At 44.7% G+C, this 16,223-nt stretch carries 13 protein-coding genes; 7 read left to right on the forward strand and 6 right to left on the reverse strand.

Annotated elements, in window-relative coordinates:
- Nucleotides 1-3: 3 nt before the first annotated feature.
- The 3 genes from queD to gyrA all read left to right on the forward strand — a co-directional run bounded on the left by queD (nt 4) and on the right by gyrA (nt 4,412).
- Nucleotides 4-375, forward strand: a complete 372-nt coding sequence (gene queD / locus WC958_04175) for a 6-carboxytetrahydropterin synthase QueD (protein ID MFA5629427.1) — start codon at nt 4-6, stop codon at nt 373-375.
- Between the two features lie 743 nt (nt 376-1,118).
- On the forward strand, nt 1,119-1,946 hold the full coding sequence (locus tag WC958_04180; protein MFA5629428.1) for a tetratricopeptide repeat protein: 828 nt from the start codon (nt 1,119-1,121) through the stop codon (nt 1,944-1,946).
- A 15-nt stretch (nt 1,947-1,961) separates the two neighbouring features.
- Nucleotides 1,962-4,412, forward strand: a complete 2,451-nt coding sequence (gene gyrA / locus WC958_04185) for a DNA gyrase subunit A (GenBank protein ID MFA5629429.1) — start codon at nt 1,962-1,964, stop codon at nt 4,410-4,412.
- Between the two features lie 91 nt (nt 4,413-4,503).
- Here gyrA and WC958_04190 read toward each other — a convergent pair whose 3' ends face one another.
- The 3 genes from WC958_04190 to WC958_04200 form a co-directional block, all read right to left on the reverse strand.
- Complete coding sequence (locus WC958_04190; GenBank protein ID MFA5629430.1) at nt 4,504-5,907, reverse strand: hypothetical protein; 1,404 nt, start codon at nt 5,905-5,907, stop codon at nt 4,504-4,506.
- 33 nt (nt 5,908-5,940) lie between these two features.
- Complete coding sequence (locus tag WC958_04195) at nt 5,941-6,513, reverse strand: RNA polymerase sigma factor (GenBank protein MFA5629431.1); 573 nt, start codon at nt 6,511-6,513, stop codon at nt 5,941-5,943.
- A 121-nt stretch (nt 6,514-6,634) separates the two neighbouring features.
- Entirely contained in the window at nt 6,635-8,479 is a 1,845-nt protein-coding gene (locus tag WC958_04200; GenBank protein ID MFA5629432.1) for a TIGR03960 family B12-binding radical SAM protein, read from the reverse strand.
- A 232-nt stretch (nt 8,480-8,711) separates the two neighbouring features.
- On the opposite strand from WC958_04200, the gene WC958_04205 reads away from it, so the two are divergent.
- Nucleotides 8,712-9,185 carry an HIT domain-containing protein gene (locus WC958_04205; protein MFA5629433.1) on the forward strand — a complete coding sequence of 158 codons (474 nt, stop codon included), beginning with the start codon at nt 8,712-8,714 and terminating at the stop codon, nt 9,183-9,185.
- Between the two features lie 107 nt (nt 9,186-9,292).
- On the opposite strand, the gene WC958_04210 is transcribed toward WC958_04205, so the two are convergent.
- The 3 genes from WC958_04210 to hisS form a co-directional block, all read right to left on the reverse strand.
- Nucleotides 9,293-10,324: an aliphatic amidase gene (locus WC958_04210; GenBank protein ID MFA5629434.1), complete on the reverse strand. Its 1,032-nt coding sequence runs from the start codon at nt 10,322-10,324 to the stop codon at nt 9,293-9,295.
- 101 nt (nt 10,325-10,425) lie between these two features.
- Nucleotides 10,426-10,920 carry an AmiS/UreI family transporter gene (locus WC958_04215; protein MFA5629435.1) on the reverse strand — a complete coding sequence of 165 codons (495 nt, stop codon included), beginning with the start codon at nt 10,918-10,920 and terminating at the stop codon, nt 10,426-10,428.
- A 402-nt stretch (nt 10,921-11,322) separates the two neighbouring features.
- Entirely contained in the window at nt 11,323-12,591 is a 1,269-nt protein-coding gene (gene hisS, locus WC958_04220) for a histidine--tRNA ligase (protein ID MFA5629436.1), read from the reverse strand.
- A gap of 117 nt (nt 12,592-12,708) precedes the next feature.
- Between hisS and WC958_04225 the strand changes: the two genes are divergently transcribed.
- From WC958_04225 to lexA, 3 genes are all read left to right on the forward strand, one after another.
- On the forward strand, nt 12,709-14,880 hold the full coding sequence (locus WC958_04225; GenBank protein MFA5629437.1) for a bifunctional (p)ppGpp synthetase/guanosine-3',5'-bis(diphosphate) 3'-pyrophosphohydrolase: 2,172 nt from the start codon (nt 12,709-12,711) through the stop codon (nt 14,878-14,880).
- 103 nt (nt 14,881-14,983) lie between these two features.
- On the forward strand, nt 14,984-15,262 hold the full coding sequence (gene rpsT / locus WC958_04230) for a 30S ribosomal protein S20 (protein MFA5629438.1): 279 nt from the start codon (nt 14,984-14,986) through the stop codon (nt 15,260-15,262).
- Between the two features lie 138 nt (nt 15,263-15,400).
- The gene (gene lexA / locus WC958_04235) at nt 15,401-16,048 is read left to right on the forward strand and encodes a transcriptional repressor LexA (protein MFA5629439.1); all 648 of its coding nucleotides are present in this window, start codon (nt 15,401-15,403) and stop codon (nt 16,046-16,048) included.
- The last annotated feature ends 175 nt before the right edge of the window (nt 16,049-16,223 follow it).

Genomic DNA, 16,223 nt, shown 5'->3' on the forward strand with positions numbered 1-16,223 from the left:
AAGATGTATAAAATATCGGTGGAACAACATTTTGATGCCGCCCATGCCCTCAGGGGCTACAAAGGGAAGTGCGAAAATTTGCATGGGCATCGCTTTCAAGTGCAAGTATCGGTTATTGCCAACGAGCTGGATGGTATTGGCTTGGCGTTTGATTTTACCGAATTAAAAAGGATATTAAAGGAAGTCCTTTCGCGGATTGATCATGCCAACCTTAATGAAACGCCGCCGTTTGATACTATTAACCCCTCATCAGAAAATATTGCGCGCACGGTATTTGAGCAAATGAAGGTTGAATTGCAAGATGCGCCGGTTAAATTGGCGGCGGTTAAGGTCTGGGAATCTCCGGAAAGCGCTGTCGAATACTCGGAAGGTTAACCGTCGGAAATTCTCACTTTGAGTCGTTAATATTACTGTCTTTGCTGAGAGCGAGCCTCCGGTAAGTGACACGGCAATCCCGCTCTTGTCATCCTGAGTGAAACGAAGGATCTAAGAGGACGGGAGATATAGGCTATGAGGTATCCTCAGAATCAAAAAAGAGGAATCGTCCCCCTCTAAAATCCGTTATCGGACGACAGACTATCCGCTAACTCCTAGATTCTTCGCTGTGCTCAGAATGACAATAGTAGAAACGCCTTTGCGAGGAACGAGCCGTTAGGCGGGTGACGTGGCAATCTTTTGCGAATAGTACGTATGCCTTTCGATTTATTAGAGATTGCTTCGCCTTCCCTTACGGGAATGGTCTCGCAAAGACAGGTTGTTTATCCCAGCCGTTCCTGTCCTTCGACAGGCTCAGGGCGAACGGGATTTAAAATGCCTTTATGCGACAAGTGACGCGGCAACCCCATGCGGATTGGGTAAATGTCCTCTTCTCTTTGAATTCAAGCCATTTCCCCCGAACTAACTTTTAGAGCTTTTTATTCGTTTAAATAAAGTTGAGAGCGGCTAACTTGTAAAAAAAGAGTTAATTCAGCATAATATCTAAAATTTTTTAAATATTACTTGTAATTTGTTGTTAAATAGGATTATTATTGTTAGAATTCAATTTCCGGTTGTTAGCAGGTTAAGTTACGGAACCTGTTTATAAAAGATAATTTTTGAGGTTTTAAATAAGAGCAAACATGTCATACGAAAACGAAGAAAAAGCAAGATTGATGAGGCAGCAAAGCAAAAAGGCGATAGCTTTGGCGATGGAGGGGCGTTGGCGTGAGGCTGTAGATGCCAACAAAGCGATTATCGAAACGTTCCCCGAAGACGTTGATTCCTTTAACCGTCTGGGGCGGGCCTATGTTGAGCTGGGGGAATATAATGCCGCCAGTGAAGCCTATAGCCGTGCCAAGCAATTGGACCCTCACAATCTTATTGCCGAGAAGAATCTGCACAGGATTGCTCACTTAATCGAAATCGGTGCCAAGCCGGAAGAAAACACTTCGAAGGTAGAACCGAACGTATTTATTGAGGAAATCGGTAAAGCAGGAATTGTAAAACTGATTCAACTGGCGCCGGAAAAGGTTTTGGCTAAAGTTGATGCCGGTGATAAGGTTCAGTTGAAAACAGTTGAATCCAACTTGGTAGTGGAAAACAGCGCCAACGAGTACCTTGGATTGGTTGAACCGCGTTACAGCCAGCGCTTAATCAGGCTGATTGACGGCGGCAATCGCTATTCGGCAACGGTAATCAGCGTTTCCGATGATAATTTGGCGGTAATAATCAGAGAAACTTACCAGCATCCCTCTCAGTTTGGGCAGCTCTCGTTCCCGTCAAAAAGCAGCGGCAGTAGTATCAAACCGTATGTAAGTGATAAAATATTAAAGCGCAAGTTAGATTACGGTGATTCATTAATAGATTTGGAATATATTGATGATTCCGGTGAAGACGCAGATCTGTTATCCGAAGAAATTACAGAAGACAGCGTGGAAAGTGATGATCTTGTTGAGGAAGACGAATAGGAGGTTTAATTAGATATGAGTGCGGGTAACATTAAAGATATAAAAATCGACGAGGAGGTTAAAAGCTCTTACCTCGATTATGCTATGAGCGTAATCGTTTCGAGGGCTTTACCGGATGTCAGGGACGGGCTAAAGCCGGTGCATCGTCGTATTCTTTTTGCAATGCAAGGGTTGGGGCTTTACCGCTCCGGTCCGCATCGAAAAAGTGCTCGTGTTGTCGGTGAGGTGCTCGGTAAATACCATCCCCACGGCGATACTTCCGTTTACGACGCTATGGTACGTATGGCGCAGCCTTTCTCAATGAGACACCCCTTAGTTGATGGGCAAGGTAACTTCGGCAGTGTTGATAACGATCCGCCGGCGGCAATGAGGTACACCGAGGTTCGCTTGGAAGCCATTGCCGAAAACATGTTGTCTGATTTGGACAAAGACACCGTTGATTTTATGCCTAACTTTGACGACAGTCTTCAAGAACCGGTGGTTCTTCCCAGCCGTATCCCCAACCTTTTGGTTAACGGAAGTTCCGGTATTGCCGTCGGTATGGCAACCAATATCCCGCCGCACAATCTGGGCGAGGTATGCGATGCGTTAGCTTATCTGATTGAAAACCCCGAAGCCGGGGTTGAAGAGTTAATGAAATTTGTTAAAGGCCCCGATTTCCCCACCGGGGGTATTATTTTAGGCAGAGACGGAATCGTTAGTGCTTATGCTACCGGCCACGGTAAAATTTTGGTTAGGGCAAAGGCTTATTATGAAGAATCAACTTCGGGGCGCCAGCAAATAATTGTAACGGAATTACCGTACCAAACAAACAAGGCGGCTTTGGTTGAAAAAATTGCCGAGCTGGTTAAGGATAAAAAGATTACCGGTATCAGCGACCTGCGCGATGAATCGGATCGTGACGGGATGCGTATCGTTATCGAACTCAAAAAAGAAGCGCAATCCCGCCAGGTATTAAATGCCCTTTATAAGTTTACGGCGATGCAATCTTCTTTCTTTGCCAATATGCTGGCGCTTGTTAACGGACAGCCGAGAGTAATCGGTCTTAAAGAGGCTTTACAATATTTCCTGGATTTCCGTCAGGAAGTTATTACCCGGCGTACCCAATTCGAATTAAAAGGGGCTCAAGACAGGGCGCATATCCTTGAAGGTTTAAAGAAAGCCCTCGATTTTATTGATGCGGTTATTAAAACCATCCGCGAATCCAAGTCGGCGGAAGATGCCCGTAAAGATTTAATGCTTAATTTTGAACTGACACAAATTCAGGCGCAAGCGATCCTCGATATGCAACTCAGACGCTTGGCAAGCCTTGAAAGACAAAAAATAATAGATGAATATGAAGGGCTCTTAAAGACAATTGCCTATCTTCAGGACTTGCTTGAGAATCCGCGTAAGATTCTGCTTCTTGTAAAAGACGAGCTTGGCGAGTTGAAAACCAAATCAGCCAATCCTCGTAAAACTGCTATTAGCGTTCAGGAGGCTTTGGATTTTAGCGAAGAAGACTTAATTCCGCATCAGAGAATGGTGGTTACTTTAAGCGAGCGCGGTTTTGTAAAAAGGGTTCCTTCCAAATCCTTTACCCTGCAGCACCGCGGCGGCAAGGGCATTATCGGAATGGTAACCCGCGAACGTGATGCTGTCAGATTCCTGGTGGTTGGCGATACTCACGACACGCTGCTCTTCTTTACGGATAGGGGCAAGGTCTTTTCCACTAAGTGCTACGAGGTTCCGTTGGATGTATCGCGCATCTCAAAGGGGACGGCCGTAATTAACCTGTTCCCGATTCCGCAAGGCGAAAGGGTCACTGCGGTAGTTGAGGTTAGCGAATTTAAAGAAGATAACTTTATTTTACTTGCCACATCTAAGGGTGAAGTTAAAAAGATTGCAATGAGCAGTTTCGCTTCGGTACGTTCAAGCGGGCTGATTGCAATGGATGTGGATTCGGACGATAATCTTATCGCTGTTTGTCAGGGCGCTGAAACAGACGACGTATTGATGATAACCCGGAAGGGACAATCAATCAGATTCCATATTTCGGAATTAAGAACCAGCCTAAGAGCCAGCGGCGGGGTTTACGGAATTAAATTAGGAAAAGACGATCAAGTGGTTAGTATGGATGTGGCCGAAGAGGGTTCTTTCGTACTTACCGTTACTTCCGGCGGACACGGAAAACTAACCCCGATTGACGATTATCCGTTACAGCGCCGCGCCGGAAGCGGGGTGATTACCTTTAGGATAGTGGATAAAACCGGAGATGTTGCGGCAGCCAAAGCGGTAAAACCGGATCAGCAGGTGATGATAATTTCCGCTAAAGGTATTATTACGCTAACGCCCGTTAGGGAAAAAGATCCGCGTTTGGGGATTACCATCCAAGGACGCAGCACACAAGGCGTACGGCTGATGAAATTGGAAGCGGGTGATAGCGTGGTTGCGATTGCCGCCTTTGACGGAGAAGGCAGAGAATAAGCTTCAGTCCGCTAAATAAGGATACGAAAAGGGGTCGGCAAATCGCCGACCCCTTTGTGATTTAACATATAAAACAAAGGAATCCCAACATCTACCTCAGCATAGACATCAATGTAGAAGAAAATCCCTCTATAGACAAAGCGCTTACCATTTCTTGTTTGATTTCTTCGGCGAAATCATCAAAATATGCCTGTGGTTCGGCAGCTTCGATGGTATAGAGCCATCTGAATAAAGCTCCGTCAACATCTTCCACCACAATTCCTTCCCCGCTTATCCCTCTGGTATCGACACAAACATCAAGGCCTTTACCGGTATTGGTGTAATATAACACTCCATCGTCAAAGCTATAACTGATAACATTAATCGATGTTACGACAGTAATGTTGGAATTAAAATTCTCTAAATAGTTTTTAATAGCCTGCTGACCCTCTTTCGGTAAAGCGTTAAAGAAAATTATCGGGTCGGATGAATAGCTGAATAAATCCAAAAGCTCTCTAATTACAGCAGGGTCGCTCCAGTTCTTGTCACCGGTAATGGAAGCAATGGCGTCTTCCACGGGGATAATATTGAAGCCTAATTCATAGATTTCCTTTTCCCATCCCGCCAGCAGGTTGCCTGATTTATCAAGTGGAGTGTCTATTGTAATATCCTCATTGAAATTATAGAAATGAGTTACATATGTCGAAATATATTTATTACTCTGAAGAATCTGCTTTGTCTGATGTATGAAATAATCGTCTTTACCTATCCATATTTCGATTTCAGTATCTAGAAGTTTGGCGGTTCCTTTGTAATGCAAGCAGATTACCCCGTCTATAACTTCATCACCCAGTTGTTCCGGTTTATCTATAAACTCCAGCATTGCCACGGCATGTCGCTGACTCATGGTTCCACTATTTCTGTAATACAAATAGTCCATGTCTCCGCTACTCTGCAATAGCAAATTTTTGTCTTCAGATTGATAATACCTGTATTCCCCGTCGTAATAGATTTCAAAGTTCCTTTCAACACGAGTTACGACACCATTATTAGTGGAATTGTAAGAATGGCTGTAAGTCAGATGCGCAAGGTCTGGCAAGACAAACTCAAATATATTCTCTGTAACAGCCTGTTCAATGTTGGGATTGTCGATATCTATTGTTGTGGCAGAACTACTGACACGGTAAGTCTGCACATTCTCCGCGGCTTCCTTTGCCTTGGCAAGAACAGTGGTGTAGCCGTTGTTTCCCGTCCACGGCTGCAATACAAACAACATGGCTACTATAGCCACAACCGAAAGCGATAATACGACAGGACGCAGCCATTTATTCCCGTTAATCCCCTTAATGTTATCCATTATCGGTATCCTTCTCCTTTTTACGGCCTTCGCCGTTTTATTCGAGGGGGATTCGAATTTTTCCAATAAAGCTGCTTTCAAGAGCCTTTGGTGAGTATGCAGTTCGGCCTCCGGAAGCCGGGCGCTCTCTAACTTTTTTATTAAATCCTCATTTTTCATCATCCACCTCTGTAAAGGATAACCGTTATTTCCCTAAAAGGTTGCATTGTCCTCCAATAATTTTTTAAGTTTGTCCAAACCCCTGTGTAAGAGCGACTTTACCGTTCCCTCGCGTTTTCCCAGTATCAAGCAAATTTCAGCAACAGACTTTTTCTCAAAATACCTTAGAACAATAACTTCTTGGTAAATATGGGGCAGTTTGACTATACAGCGATGCAATAAAAGATAGTCCTCATGTTTTTGCATATCGGCTTCAATGCGTGTTATCTCATCGTTATCGTTTGCCCCTGTTGCAATTGCCAAAACCTCCATTTCTTTTTTAAGCAAATTAAGTTGCTTGTTATGGTTATAGCCGTTAATGATTTTATTTTCGGCAATGCGGTACAGATATGCGGAGAAGGGGATATTACGCCATTGGAAGCGTTTAATGGTATGAAGGGCTTTGAGGAATACCTCGGAGGTTATATCCTTGGCTATTTCGATATTAGCTGTTCGTAGAATCACATAACCGAGGATTTTGGGATAATACTCGTCATAAAGCAAGCCAAATGCATTAACATCGGTTTTTGCCCTGTTTACCAGTTCTTTTTCCCGCTCTAAATCCATATGCCTCTACATAGGATAACCCATTTTTTGGTAAAAGGTTGCATGAATTTGACGAAAAATCGGGGAATTTTTAAAAAAAGATATTAACCGGTTTTGTGGTTTGAGGAATCCATAAACGTGGTTAATTGTTCTTGCGGTTGAATTTATGGTCGCATAAGACAGTCGCTTTTTCTATCCCGCAGATATTACAAGCATGGTCACGGCAATCCGCCGTTTCTTTTTCTTCAATTGCTCGTTTATATTCGCGTTTCAAGAAATTAAGCGAAACGCCGGTATCGATATGTCCCCAGGGTAAAGGTTCGTCCGGCAAACGTTCCCTGTGCGTATAAAAATACGGATCGATTCCCTCTTTACGGAAGGCGTCCATCCAAACATCAAATTTAAAGTGTTCCCCCCACCCATCAAAACAAGCCCCCATTTGCCAAGCGCTATAAATTACTTTCCCCAGCCTGCGGTCCCCGCGCGAGATAATCGCTTCAAGAAAGCTGCGAGAGTAATCCTGCCAAGAGGGGGTTACGTCTTTTCTTTGTAAATTGTTTCTTAAAATGTTTTGCTTGTGCCTGATGTTTTCTTCACTGTCCATGGCAATCCACTGAAAAGGGGTGTGCGGTTTGGGCACAAAAGTCGATAAACTGAGCCGAACGTGCGGTTTTCTGCCGGGAATGTTTTTGCCGATTGCGCGGATTTTTTCGACCATTTCAATAATGCCGTTAATATCCTCGTCTGTTTCAGTCGGTAACCCCAGCATAAAGTAGAGCTTTAGGCTTTTCCAACCCTTTTCGAAAGCGGCGGTAACCGTATCAAAAATTTGTTGTTCGGGGATGCATTTATTAATTACGCGTTGCAATCTCTGGCTGCCGGCTTCGGGGGCAAAGGTGAGCCCCGATTTCCTTTCGGTGGGTAGCGAATCAATTAACTTTACCGAATCAACCATCATTCTGAGGCTGGGAAGCGATAAGGAGATATTTTTTTGTCCGTACTCGGCAACAATTTTACTTACCAGTTCATCAATGCCGTGATAATCGCTGGTGCTTAAAGACACAAGAGAGATTTCATCATAGCCTGTGTTATCGATAATTTCTCCGGCAGCGGCTATAACTTCGTCATGCGAGCGCTGGCGTACCGGCCGATAGGTCATTCCGGCATGACAAAAACGACAACCGCGGGTGCAGCCGCGGCTGATTTCTATCGCACAGCGGTCGTGGGTGGCGGCAATAAAAGGAACTATCGGGCGCGTTCCCGTCGGCGGTAATTTTGAGACGATTTGTCTTTTTATTATCGGTGCGGCTTCGGGTGTTGTGGGGGTGATAGATTTAAACATCCCGCTGTCGTCATACTCGATAACATACAAACTCGGAACGTATACGCCGGGGATGGTTGCCAACCGCTTTAATTTATCGGTTCGCGACAGATTATTTTTGAGAGATTTAAACTCCCTTAAACAATCCACCAATGTCGGAAGAACATCTTCGGCGTCGCCGATAACAAAAAAATCAAAAAAATCAGCCAGCGGTTCGGGGTTTAGTGCACAGTTCCCGCCGCCAACCACCAGCGGATGTTCATCTTTTCTGTCACAAGTCATTACAGGAATATCGGCAAGGCTAAGCATATCCAGAATATTGGTGTACGATAGCTCATAACCAAGCGAAAAGCCGATTAAATCAAATTCGTTTAAAGCACGGCCGCTTTCGAGGCTTTGTAAGGGGATGTCGGCTGTTTTGAGGGCGTTTGCCATATCAACCCACGGAGTAAAGACCCTTTCGGCAAGCACATCCGGATAGGCGTTTAAAATATCGTAGAGAATCGGTACGGCCATGTTCGACATTCCGATTTCGTAGATATCGGGATAACTTAAAACGATCTTAATATCCGTATTAAGCCAATCTTTAACGATACTGTTCCATTCGCCGCCGGTATAGCGGGCAGGTTTGGAAACGTTGTATAAAATATTGTCGGGATAAGCCAAAACAATCCTCCAAAGCACTTATTATACGTGGAATCCGAGGTAAGGTGCAATCTTGCAGTAGGGATAGTCGATAATACTCCAAATAGTGACAGAACTCTAGGTTACCTCTTTTCATCGTGATTTCCTTCATCCGTATACCTGCTAAAGGGCGTCGCTGCCAACAGCCCCTTTTTATTTTGACCTTTATTAAAAACAGATTTACAATAACAATAGCACCTTTAAGGAGGACAATATGGAAAACTTATGGGCGCCGTGGCGCATGGAATATATTAAAAAAGTAGATACGCAAGACTGCGTTTTTTGTACAATGCCCCCGGAAGATTGCGATGTTAAAAATTACATATTGCATCGCGGAAAACACAACTTTGTAATCCTAAATTGTTACCCCTATAACCCCGGGCACCTGATGGTGGTTCCATTCCGTCACTTATGTGCGCTTGAAGACCTCACAACCGAAGAAATGACAGAACATTACGAGTTGGTGAGCAGGTGCATTACCGCTTTAAAAAAGGCTTCCAATCCCGATGGTTTCAATGTCGGCATGAACTTGGGGAGGGTTGCCGGAGCCGGTATCGACAAGCACATCCACACTCATATTGTCCCCCGTTGGAGCGGAGATAACAATTTTATGCCGGTGGTGGCCGATATCCGTGTGGTTAACGAGTCGTTGGGGGCTTCCTATCAAAAACTAAAGGATTGTTTTTAACCCGTTACCTTTAAAGTTTCAAACCGATTATTTTATTAAAGGAGTTGGGCAAATCACCCAACTCCTTTTTTTAGTTTAGATAATGATCGGTATTTCCCGAATTGAAATTAATGCCCCTCAATTTTGGGCTGGAAAGCCACCGGACAGTCTTTTGTGCTAACCGTCTTTCTGGTAAACGATTCAACTTGAGCCTGTGCCTTTTTAGGGTCAAGAACCCAAGTGCGATAGAAATCGTACGGGCAGGTAGCATCGCCGAGCTCTTCTTCTTCCGAATTGAGTTTGGCGGTGTAGCCTCTGTGGAGCAATTTGAAGAGGTGGTTCTGTGATTGCCAATTCGCTCTGGCATCCCTGATGGCACTAACCGAAAGTTCGGCATATTGAACCCCCATTTGTTCCGTACCGCATTCACCCAAAATCCTGCCGTCAAAGCCGACAATAGCCGAATGCCCAAAGAACGAATAAACGCCGTCAAAACCGGTGCCGTTAGCTACCGCAACATAGCTGGTATTTGCCCATGCCATTGTTGTTGCCATATTTCTCTGCTGTTCTCTGGAAGGGTACATGTAACCTTGGCAGCGGACAATTAATTCGGCGCCTTTCATAGCGCAATCACGCCAGATTTCGGGGTAGTTACCGTCATCGCAAATAATCAGGCTGACTTTCAAGCCCTTGGGGCCTTCGGAAACAAAGGTGCCGCTTGCGGGATACCAGCCTTCAATAGGACACCAAGGCATAATCTTGCGGTATTTTTGAACAATCTCACCCTTATTATTGATTAGTATCAATGTATTGTAGGGGACTTTGTTGGGGTGGTCCTCGTGGAATTCACCGGTAATCGAGTTTACCATCCAAATATTGTTTTTGCGGCAGCACTCGGAAAAGATTTCTGTTTCCTCGCCGGGGACGGTAGTGGAAAGATCCATGAATTCTTGAGGGTCATAAAGGATGCCTTCCGTGCTGTATTCGGGGAAAATTATCAGGTCCATGCCCGGAAATCCCGTTTTGATTCCTTCGGCATATTTGGCAATTTTATGGCAGTTATCAAGGATATCTTTTTTTGAATGCAGGCTGGGAATCGGGTAGTTTACAACCGCAACACCGACATTGTCGGCGCTTGAAGAAATATCACCGTGTCTCATTTATAATCCTCCGTATAATTTTATTCTTCGCTAAAATCCGATGCAGGTATTTGATGTTTCATTGTTCTATAAGCCCACCTCCTTAAATCGGAATTACGGAATTACCACCAGGGCCATATTCCGGTCAGCGTAAAGTAAGCCCCGATGAAGGTCACAATTGCGTTTACCATCGTCCAATAGGCTGTTGCTTTGTTGATGTTTTTGCCCAAACCGAGCAACAGGAAGAACATGAACCATAAAGTTGCCCACATAAACCAGAGTAAAGCCAGCCCCGGAGTGGCGAGGTTTAAAAATCCGGTCGGAACGGCAATCAGTGCAACGGGCAGACAATACCAACCCAGCCCTTTGCCGTCCAGATTCCATATTTGGGTTGCGGCTACGTAGAGATATGTGAATGCAAACAATAAGGTCAAAGCGGCGCCGTAGAAATCGGCGGTTTCTTTGGCGGTGGCGATTACAACGATTACGCCTGTAATTTGAACGACGGCAACGAAGATATTCATGGGGATAACCGCTTTGTTAGACATTTTTCCCATCATCCAAAGCGCGTTAATAAACAGGACAAAACCGACATACCATAGACCTAGTCCTAACAACGACTTGCCCCCCTTTAAGCGTTTTTGTTAAGCTCGGAGAATATGAATGTTACAAATGTTTTTTGAACTGGTAACACAGCAATTCTGCCATACACACTACCTCCCGATATTGGTCTTAACAGGGGGTTTGTAAGGGGCATTGTCCTTGGAGGGGTAAAAAGAGTATTTTGGAAAAAACACTCCCCAGCGTAAGAAGACTACCATACCGCTTTCTTAAAAACAAGGGGTTTTGGGGTAAATTTTTGTAAAATTCTAAAAGTTGTAAACGGCTGAATTTAAACGTATTTGCGACACGATGGGTAGGATTAGCTATACGATAGCTGTAAGAATATCTTGATAAGGAATATACTCAAAAAAGTATCGGTTTTGGAGGCTGATTTTTAAGATTTCCAAGGATAAAATTTAAGTGCTTGCGGTTAAAATTTCTTTTAGTTTGGGGATTAAACAGTCCCAGGATAAATTTTCTTGTCCGGCGGCGGCCATATCTTTTAAAACAACGGTTTGCGAGGCCACTTCCTCGTCGCCGATAATAATTGCAAAGCGCATATTAAGATTATTGGCTTGCCTTAATTGTGCCTTTAAACTCTTTGTTCCCGTTGATTGAATTATGCCGATGCCGGCATGCCTTAAATCGGATGCCAATTTTACCGCTGCCAGCTTGGCATTTTCGCCCATGTTTGCCAAAAAGACCGCCGGTTTACTGATTACCGGAATCTGAACATCCTCCCTTTTAAGGTTGAGAATAATCCTTTCAATTCCGGCGGCAAATCCGATTGCCGCAGTGGGTTTACCGCCCAGTTCCGCTATTAGGTTATCGTAGCGTCCTCCGCCGCCGAGGGTGTTTTGTGCGCCTTCTGTTTCCGGCTGGATTTCAAAAACTGTTCTCGTATAGTAATCCAGCCCTCGAACCAGCCGATGGCTTATTGAATACGGCAAGCCGATATCATCAAGGTATTTTTTTAATAAATTAAAATGTTCGGCACAGCTATCACATAAATAATCGGCGCTTTTGGGAGCGTTATCAATCAGTTTTTGACAGCCGGGTTGTTTGCAATCCAAAAGCCTTAAAGTGTTGCGTTCCCTTCTGGTTTGGCAGTCTTTACAAAGCTGCTCGCCGCAGTTGTCATAATAATCGCGTAATTTTTGCAGATAATTCGGGCGGCATTCGGAACAGCCGATACTGTTAACGATTAGCGACAATTTTTTAAGGCCGAGTGATTCATAGAATCGCCATGCCATTTCAATTACTTCGGCATCAATTACGGGGTCGGCATCTCCGATTGCCTCGTAGCCGAATTGATGGAACTCCCTTAAACGACCGGCTTGCGGCCTTTCGTAGCGGTAGATTGAAGTTAAATAAAACAGCTTTACCGGTTGCGGCAAGTTTGCCATCCCGTGTTCGATATAAGCGCGGCAAACCGAGGCGGTTCCTTCAGGTCTTAACGTAATATCGTTACCGCCTTTATCCTGAAAAGAATACATTTCTTTTTCGACGATATCCGTTCCGTCCCCGATACTGCGGGTAAAAAGCTTTGTGTTTTCAAACGTAGGGGTATCTATTCGCTCATAACCGTACAAACCGCAGATCAAAGAGGCTTTCTGCTCGATATATCGGCGATAAGCCTGTTCTGCGGGTAAAATATCCGCTGTGCCTCGAGGTGCCTGATACACTTTATCTCCTGTTCGTTTGGCTCGGATACCGAGTAAACTAAAAACAACTTAGCACTTTGCCAACCTGCTAATGTTCCTCTATACTTATAATTAATATCCCGGCAAAGTACAGTTCTTATGTTAAAACAAAAAAACGTAACGGTCAATAAATTATTGGAAAAAGCCGCTGCTTATTTGCCGCCTGAAAAGGTGGCTTTGGTGGAGCGCGCCTATAAGTTTGCCGAAAAGGCGCACGAAGGGCAGTTCCGTGAATCGGGGGAACCTTACCTCGAACATCCGCTGCAAGTGGCAATTATGTTGGCCGATTTGCAACTGGATGCCGGTACTTTGGCAGCGTCCCTGATGCATGATGTTTGCGAAGATTGCGGTGTGCCTCTTTCTGAGATTGAAGGAGAGTTTGGGACTGAGGTTGCCAAGTTAGTTGACGGGGTGACCAAGTTATCGCAGCTTTCGTTGCATTTACCCGAGGAAGTGGTGCTTAAAAGCAGTACGGCTGACGGTCAACAGCAAGCCGAAAGCCTCCGTAAAATGCTGGTTGCGATGGCGGAGGATTTGCGGGTTGTTTTTATTAAGCTCGCAGACCGCTTACATAATATGCGCACCCTTGATGCTTTGCCGCCGGAAAAACAACGCCGTGTTGCCCGTGAAACAATGGATATCTATGCCCCATTAGCACATCGTTTGGGGATATGGGAATTAAAATGGGAATTGGAAGACCTTTCATTCCGCTATCTTGAACCCAAAAGATACGAACAATTATCAAAAATGGTTGCCGGTAAACGTGACGAACGCGAAGCGTTTATTAAAAAGGTCATCGAAATCGTTAAAGAAGAATTTGCGCGGGTCGGATTTAAGGCCGAAATAACCGGCCGCCCGAAGCATTTATACAGCATTAATCAGAAAATCCAGAAGTATGAGGCACAGAATAAACAGTTTAACGATATTTATGACCTCTTTGCGTTAAGGGTCTTGGTTGATACGGTGCAAGATTGCTACAACGCGGTCGGCATAGTGCACAGTATGTGGCATCCCGTTCCGGGGGCCTTTGACGACTATATCGCCAATCCTAAACCGAACGGTTATCAATCGCTGCATACCGTGGTTCTGTCGTTTGGTACCACCCCGATTGAAATTCAGATACGCACACACGATATGCACTATACTGATGAATACGGAATTGCTGCCCATTGGCGCTATAAAGAGGGCAAAAAGGAATCCTCGCCCTATGAGGAAAGAATCGGATGGTTAAGACAGCTTATTGATTGGCACCGGGAATTAAGCGGTACCGAAGAATTCCTTGAATCGGTTAAAACCGATATTTTCATTGATCAGGTCTTCGTTTTTACCCCTAAAGGCGAGGTTAAAGACCTTCCGAAAGGGGCGACACCCTTAGATTTTGCTTATCGGATTCATACCGAACTTGGGCATCGATGTGTCGGCGCAAAAGTAAACGGACGATTAGTGTCGTTAAGCTCACGCCTTAGTAACGGGGATGTGGTGGAAATTATAACCACAAAACGTGATAAGGGCCCCAGCAGGGACTGGATGAATCCGCACTTAGGCTATGTTCATACTTCGCATGCCCGCGAAAAAATCCGCCAATGGTTTAAGCGACAAGAGCGCGAAGAAAACATTGAGCAGGGTCGCATTCTTTTGGATAAAGAACTTAAACAGTTGGGAATGAGAGACACCGACCGCGAATCAATTGCCAAATCGTTTAAATACTCAAGCGTGGACGAATTCCTGGCTGCTATAGGGTACGGCGGTGTCAATATTGAGAGCATTGCTTTAAAATTGGCTTCACATCAGGAACAGCCGCGCCTGATTCCGGAAACGGTCCAGCCTAAAAAAATTAAGTCCGAAGTGCAGGTACTGGGTGTCGGCGAGCTTCTAACGAATATTGCCCAATGCTGCAACCCGGTTCCCGGCGATGATATTGTCGGGTATGTAACGCGCAGCCGCGGCATAACGATTCATCGCCGTGATTGTTATAACGTAATCAACGAGGATGAAAAAGAAAGACTGATTGAGGTAGAGTGGGGACAAACCGAGGCGCAATATCCGGTTAGTGTTCAGGTTAACGCTTGGGATAGGGTCGGTTTGGTACGGGATGTCTCTACCGTAATTGCCGAAGAAAAAGTGAATATCTTCAATATGACAGTCACCGAAAACGAAGATCGGATTACAACAATTACGCTTACGCTCGAAACTAAGGGGTTGGTGCATCTGAGCCGTGTTCTTGGCAGAATCGGCGGGGTCAAGGGTGTACTAAGTATTAACCGCGTTTAACCGCAAACCGGTTAAAGTTGCGGTTTTGGAAATATCCGCATTCCCCCCTTTGTCTTAAAATAATTTTTATTGTATAATGTGAAACAGTTTCAGGAGGAATAATTTGCCTAATATTGAATCAGCTAAAAAACAGCAGAGAAAATCGCTGAAAAGAAAGACTGTCAACAAAACTAACGTTAGTAAAACCAGAACCGCTTTGAAAATAGCGGAAGCATCAATTGCCTCCGGCGATTTGCAAAAAGCCGAACAGGATGTTAAAGCTGCCGCAAGCGCTTTGGATAGAGCAGTAGGTAAGGGTGTTGTCCACTCCAACAATGCTTCTCGTCATAAGTCCAGGTTGGAAAAAGGGCTTAACAAAGCTAAAGCCGCTTCTGCCGAATAGTTAGCATCAAGTTCAGTAGTATCAGTAAGCTGCCGCAAAACGGCAGCTGCTTGTTTATCCCCTTTTGCATTTGTTTGTTGACAATGCCTTGTTGTTCCCTTAGAATTACAGAACAATTGTTCTTATGAGGTTGCAACATTGAAAACCGAAGGCTTGTCGGGCAGGCAGCAACGTATTCTTGAATTTATCTATAAATTCCGGAAAGATTACAGTTACCCTCCCAGCGTGCGTGATATTGTTGCCGGGTGCGGTTTAAGCTCCACCTCGGTTGCTGACTACAACCTCAAAATTCTTGAAAAAAAGAACCTAATCCGCTGCCGTAAAGAAGTTTCGCGCGGGATAGAGTTACTTTCCCTGCCTAGTTTAAGCGAAAGCCTGAATGTTCCCATTATCGGGCATATTGCTGCCGGCGAGCCGATACCGGTCCCCGATAACGATGCGTGGGATATTACCTCAAATGCGGATACGATAGAAGTTACCCGTGATATTATCCGCGGCAAAGAGGGGGTTTATGCTCTAAAGGTAAAGGGTAATTCAATGATTGAAGACCTGATTAACGATGGCGATCTTGTTCTTTTACAATCGGTTAACGTCGTTGAAAACGGAGAAACCGCCGCTATCTGGTTAAAATCCGAAAAAGAAGCAACCCTTAAACATTTTTACCGGGAACCCTCGGGCAGAATTCGCCTCCAACCGGCAAACAGCCAAATGAGCCCGATTTATACCGACTCCGCAAACGTTGAGATTCAAGGTAAAGTGATTGCCGTTATCCGGCGTATGGATTAGCTTTACTTGTTTATCGCAATTTAAGCCTGTGCGGTTTAAGAATCTGCGGACTGTGAAACCGAAACACCAATCCGCTGTGCATCTTGGATTATCTTCTCTTTAATCGCCTACAAGCTTATTACGGTGTCAATTCTTTATTATTTTGTTGGCCGATATTAATATGCTTTTAAAAAGG

Source organism: Dehalococcoidales bacterium, assembly GCA_041656115.1.
Lineage (GTDB): Bacteria > Chloroflexota > Dehalococcoidia > Dehalococcoidales > UBA5627 > UBA5627.

Coding starts and splice junctions, on each gene's coding strand:
- queD (MFA5629427.1), top strand. CDS start 4: ATGTATAAAATATCGGTGGAACAACATTTTGATGCCGCCCATGCCCTC.
- WC958_04180 (MFA5629428.1), top strand. CDS start 1,119: ATGTCATACGAAAACGAAGAAAAAGCAAGATTGATGAGGCAGCAAAGC.
- gyrA (MFA5629429.1), top strand. CDS start 1,962: ATGAGTGCGGGTAACATTAAAGATATAAAAATCGACGAGGAGGTTAAA.
- WC958_04190 (MFA5629430.1), bottom strand. CDS start 5,907: ATGAAAAATGAGGATTTAATAAAAAAGTTAGAGAGCGCCCGGCTTCCG.
- WC958_04195 (MFA5629431.1), bottom strand. CDS start 6,513: ATGGATTTAGAGCGGGAAAAAGAACTGGTAAACAGGGCAAAAACCGAT.
- WC958_04205 (MFA5629433.1), top strand. CDS start 8,712: ATGGAAAACTTATGGGCGCCGTGGCGCATGGAATATATTAAAAAAGTA.
- WC958_04210 (MFA5629434.1), bottom strand. CDS start 10,324: ATGAGACACGGTGATATTTCTTCAAGCGCCGACAATGTCGGTGTTGCG.
- WC958_04225 (MFA5629437.1), top strand. CDS start 12,709: ATGTTAAAACAAAAAAACGTAACGGTCAATAAATTATTGGAAAAAGCC.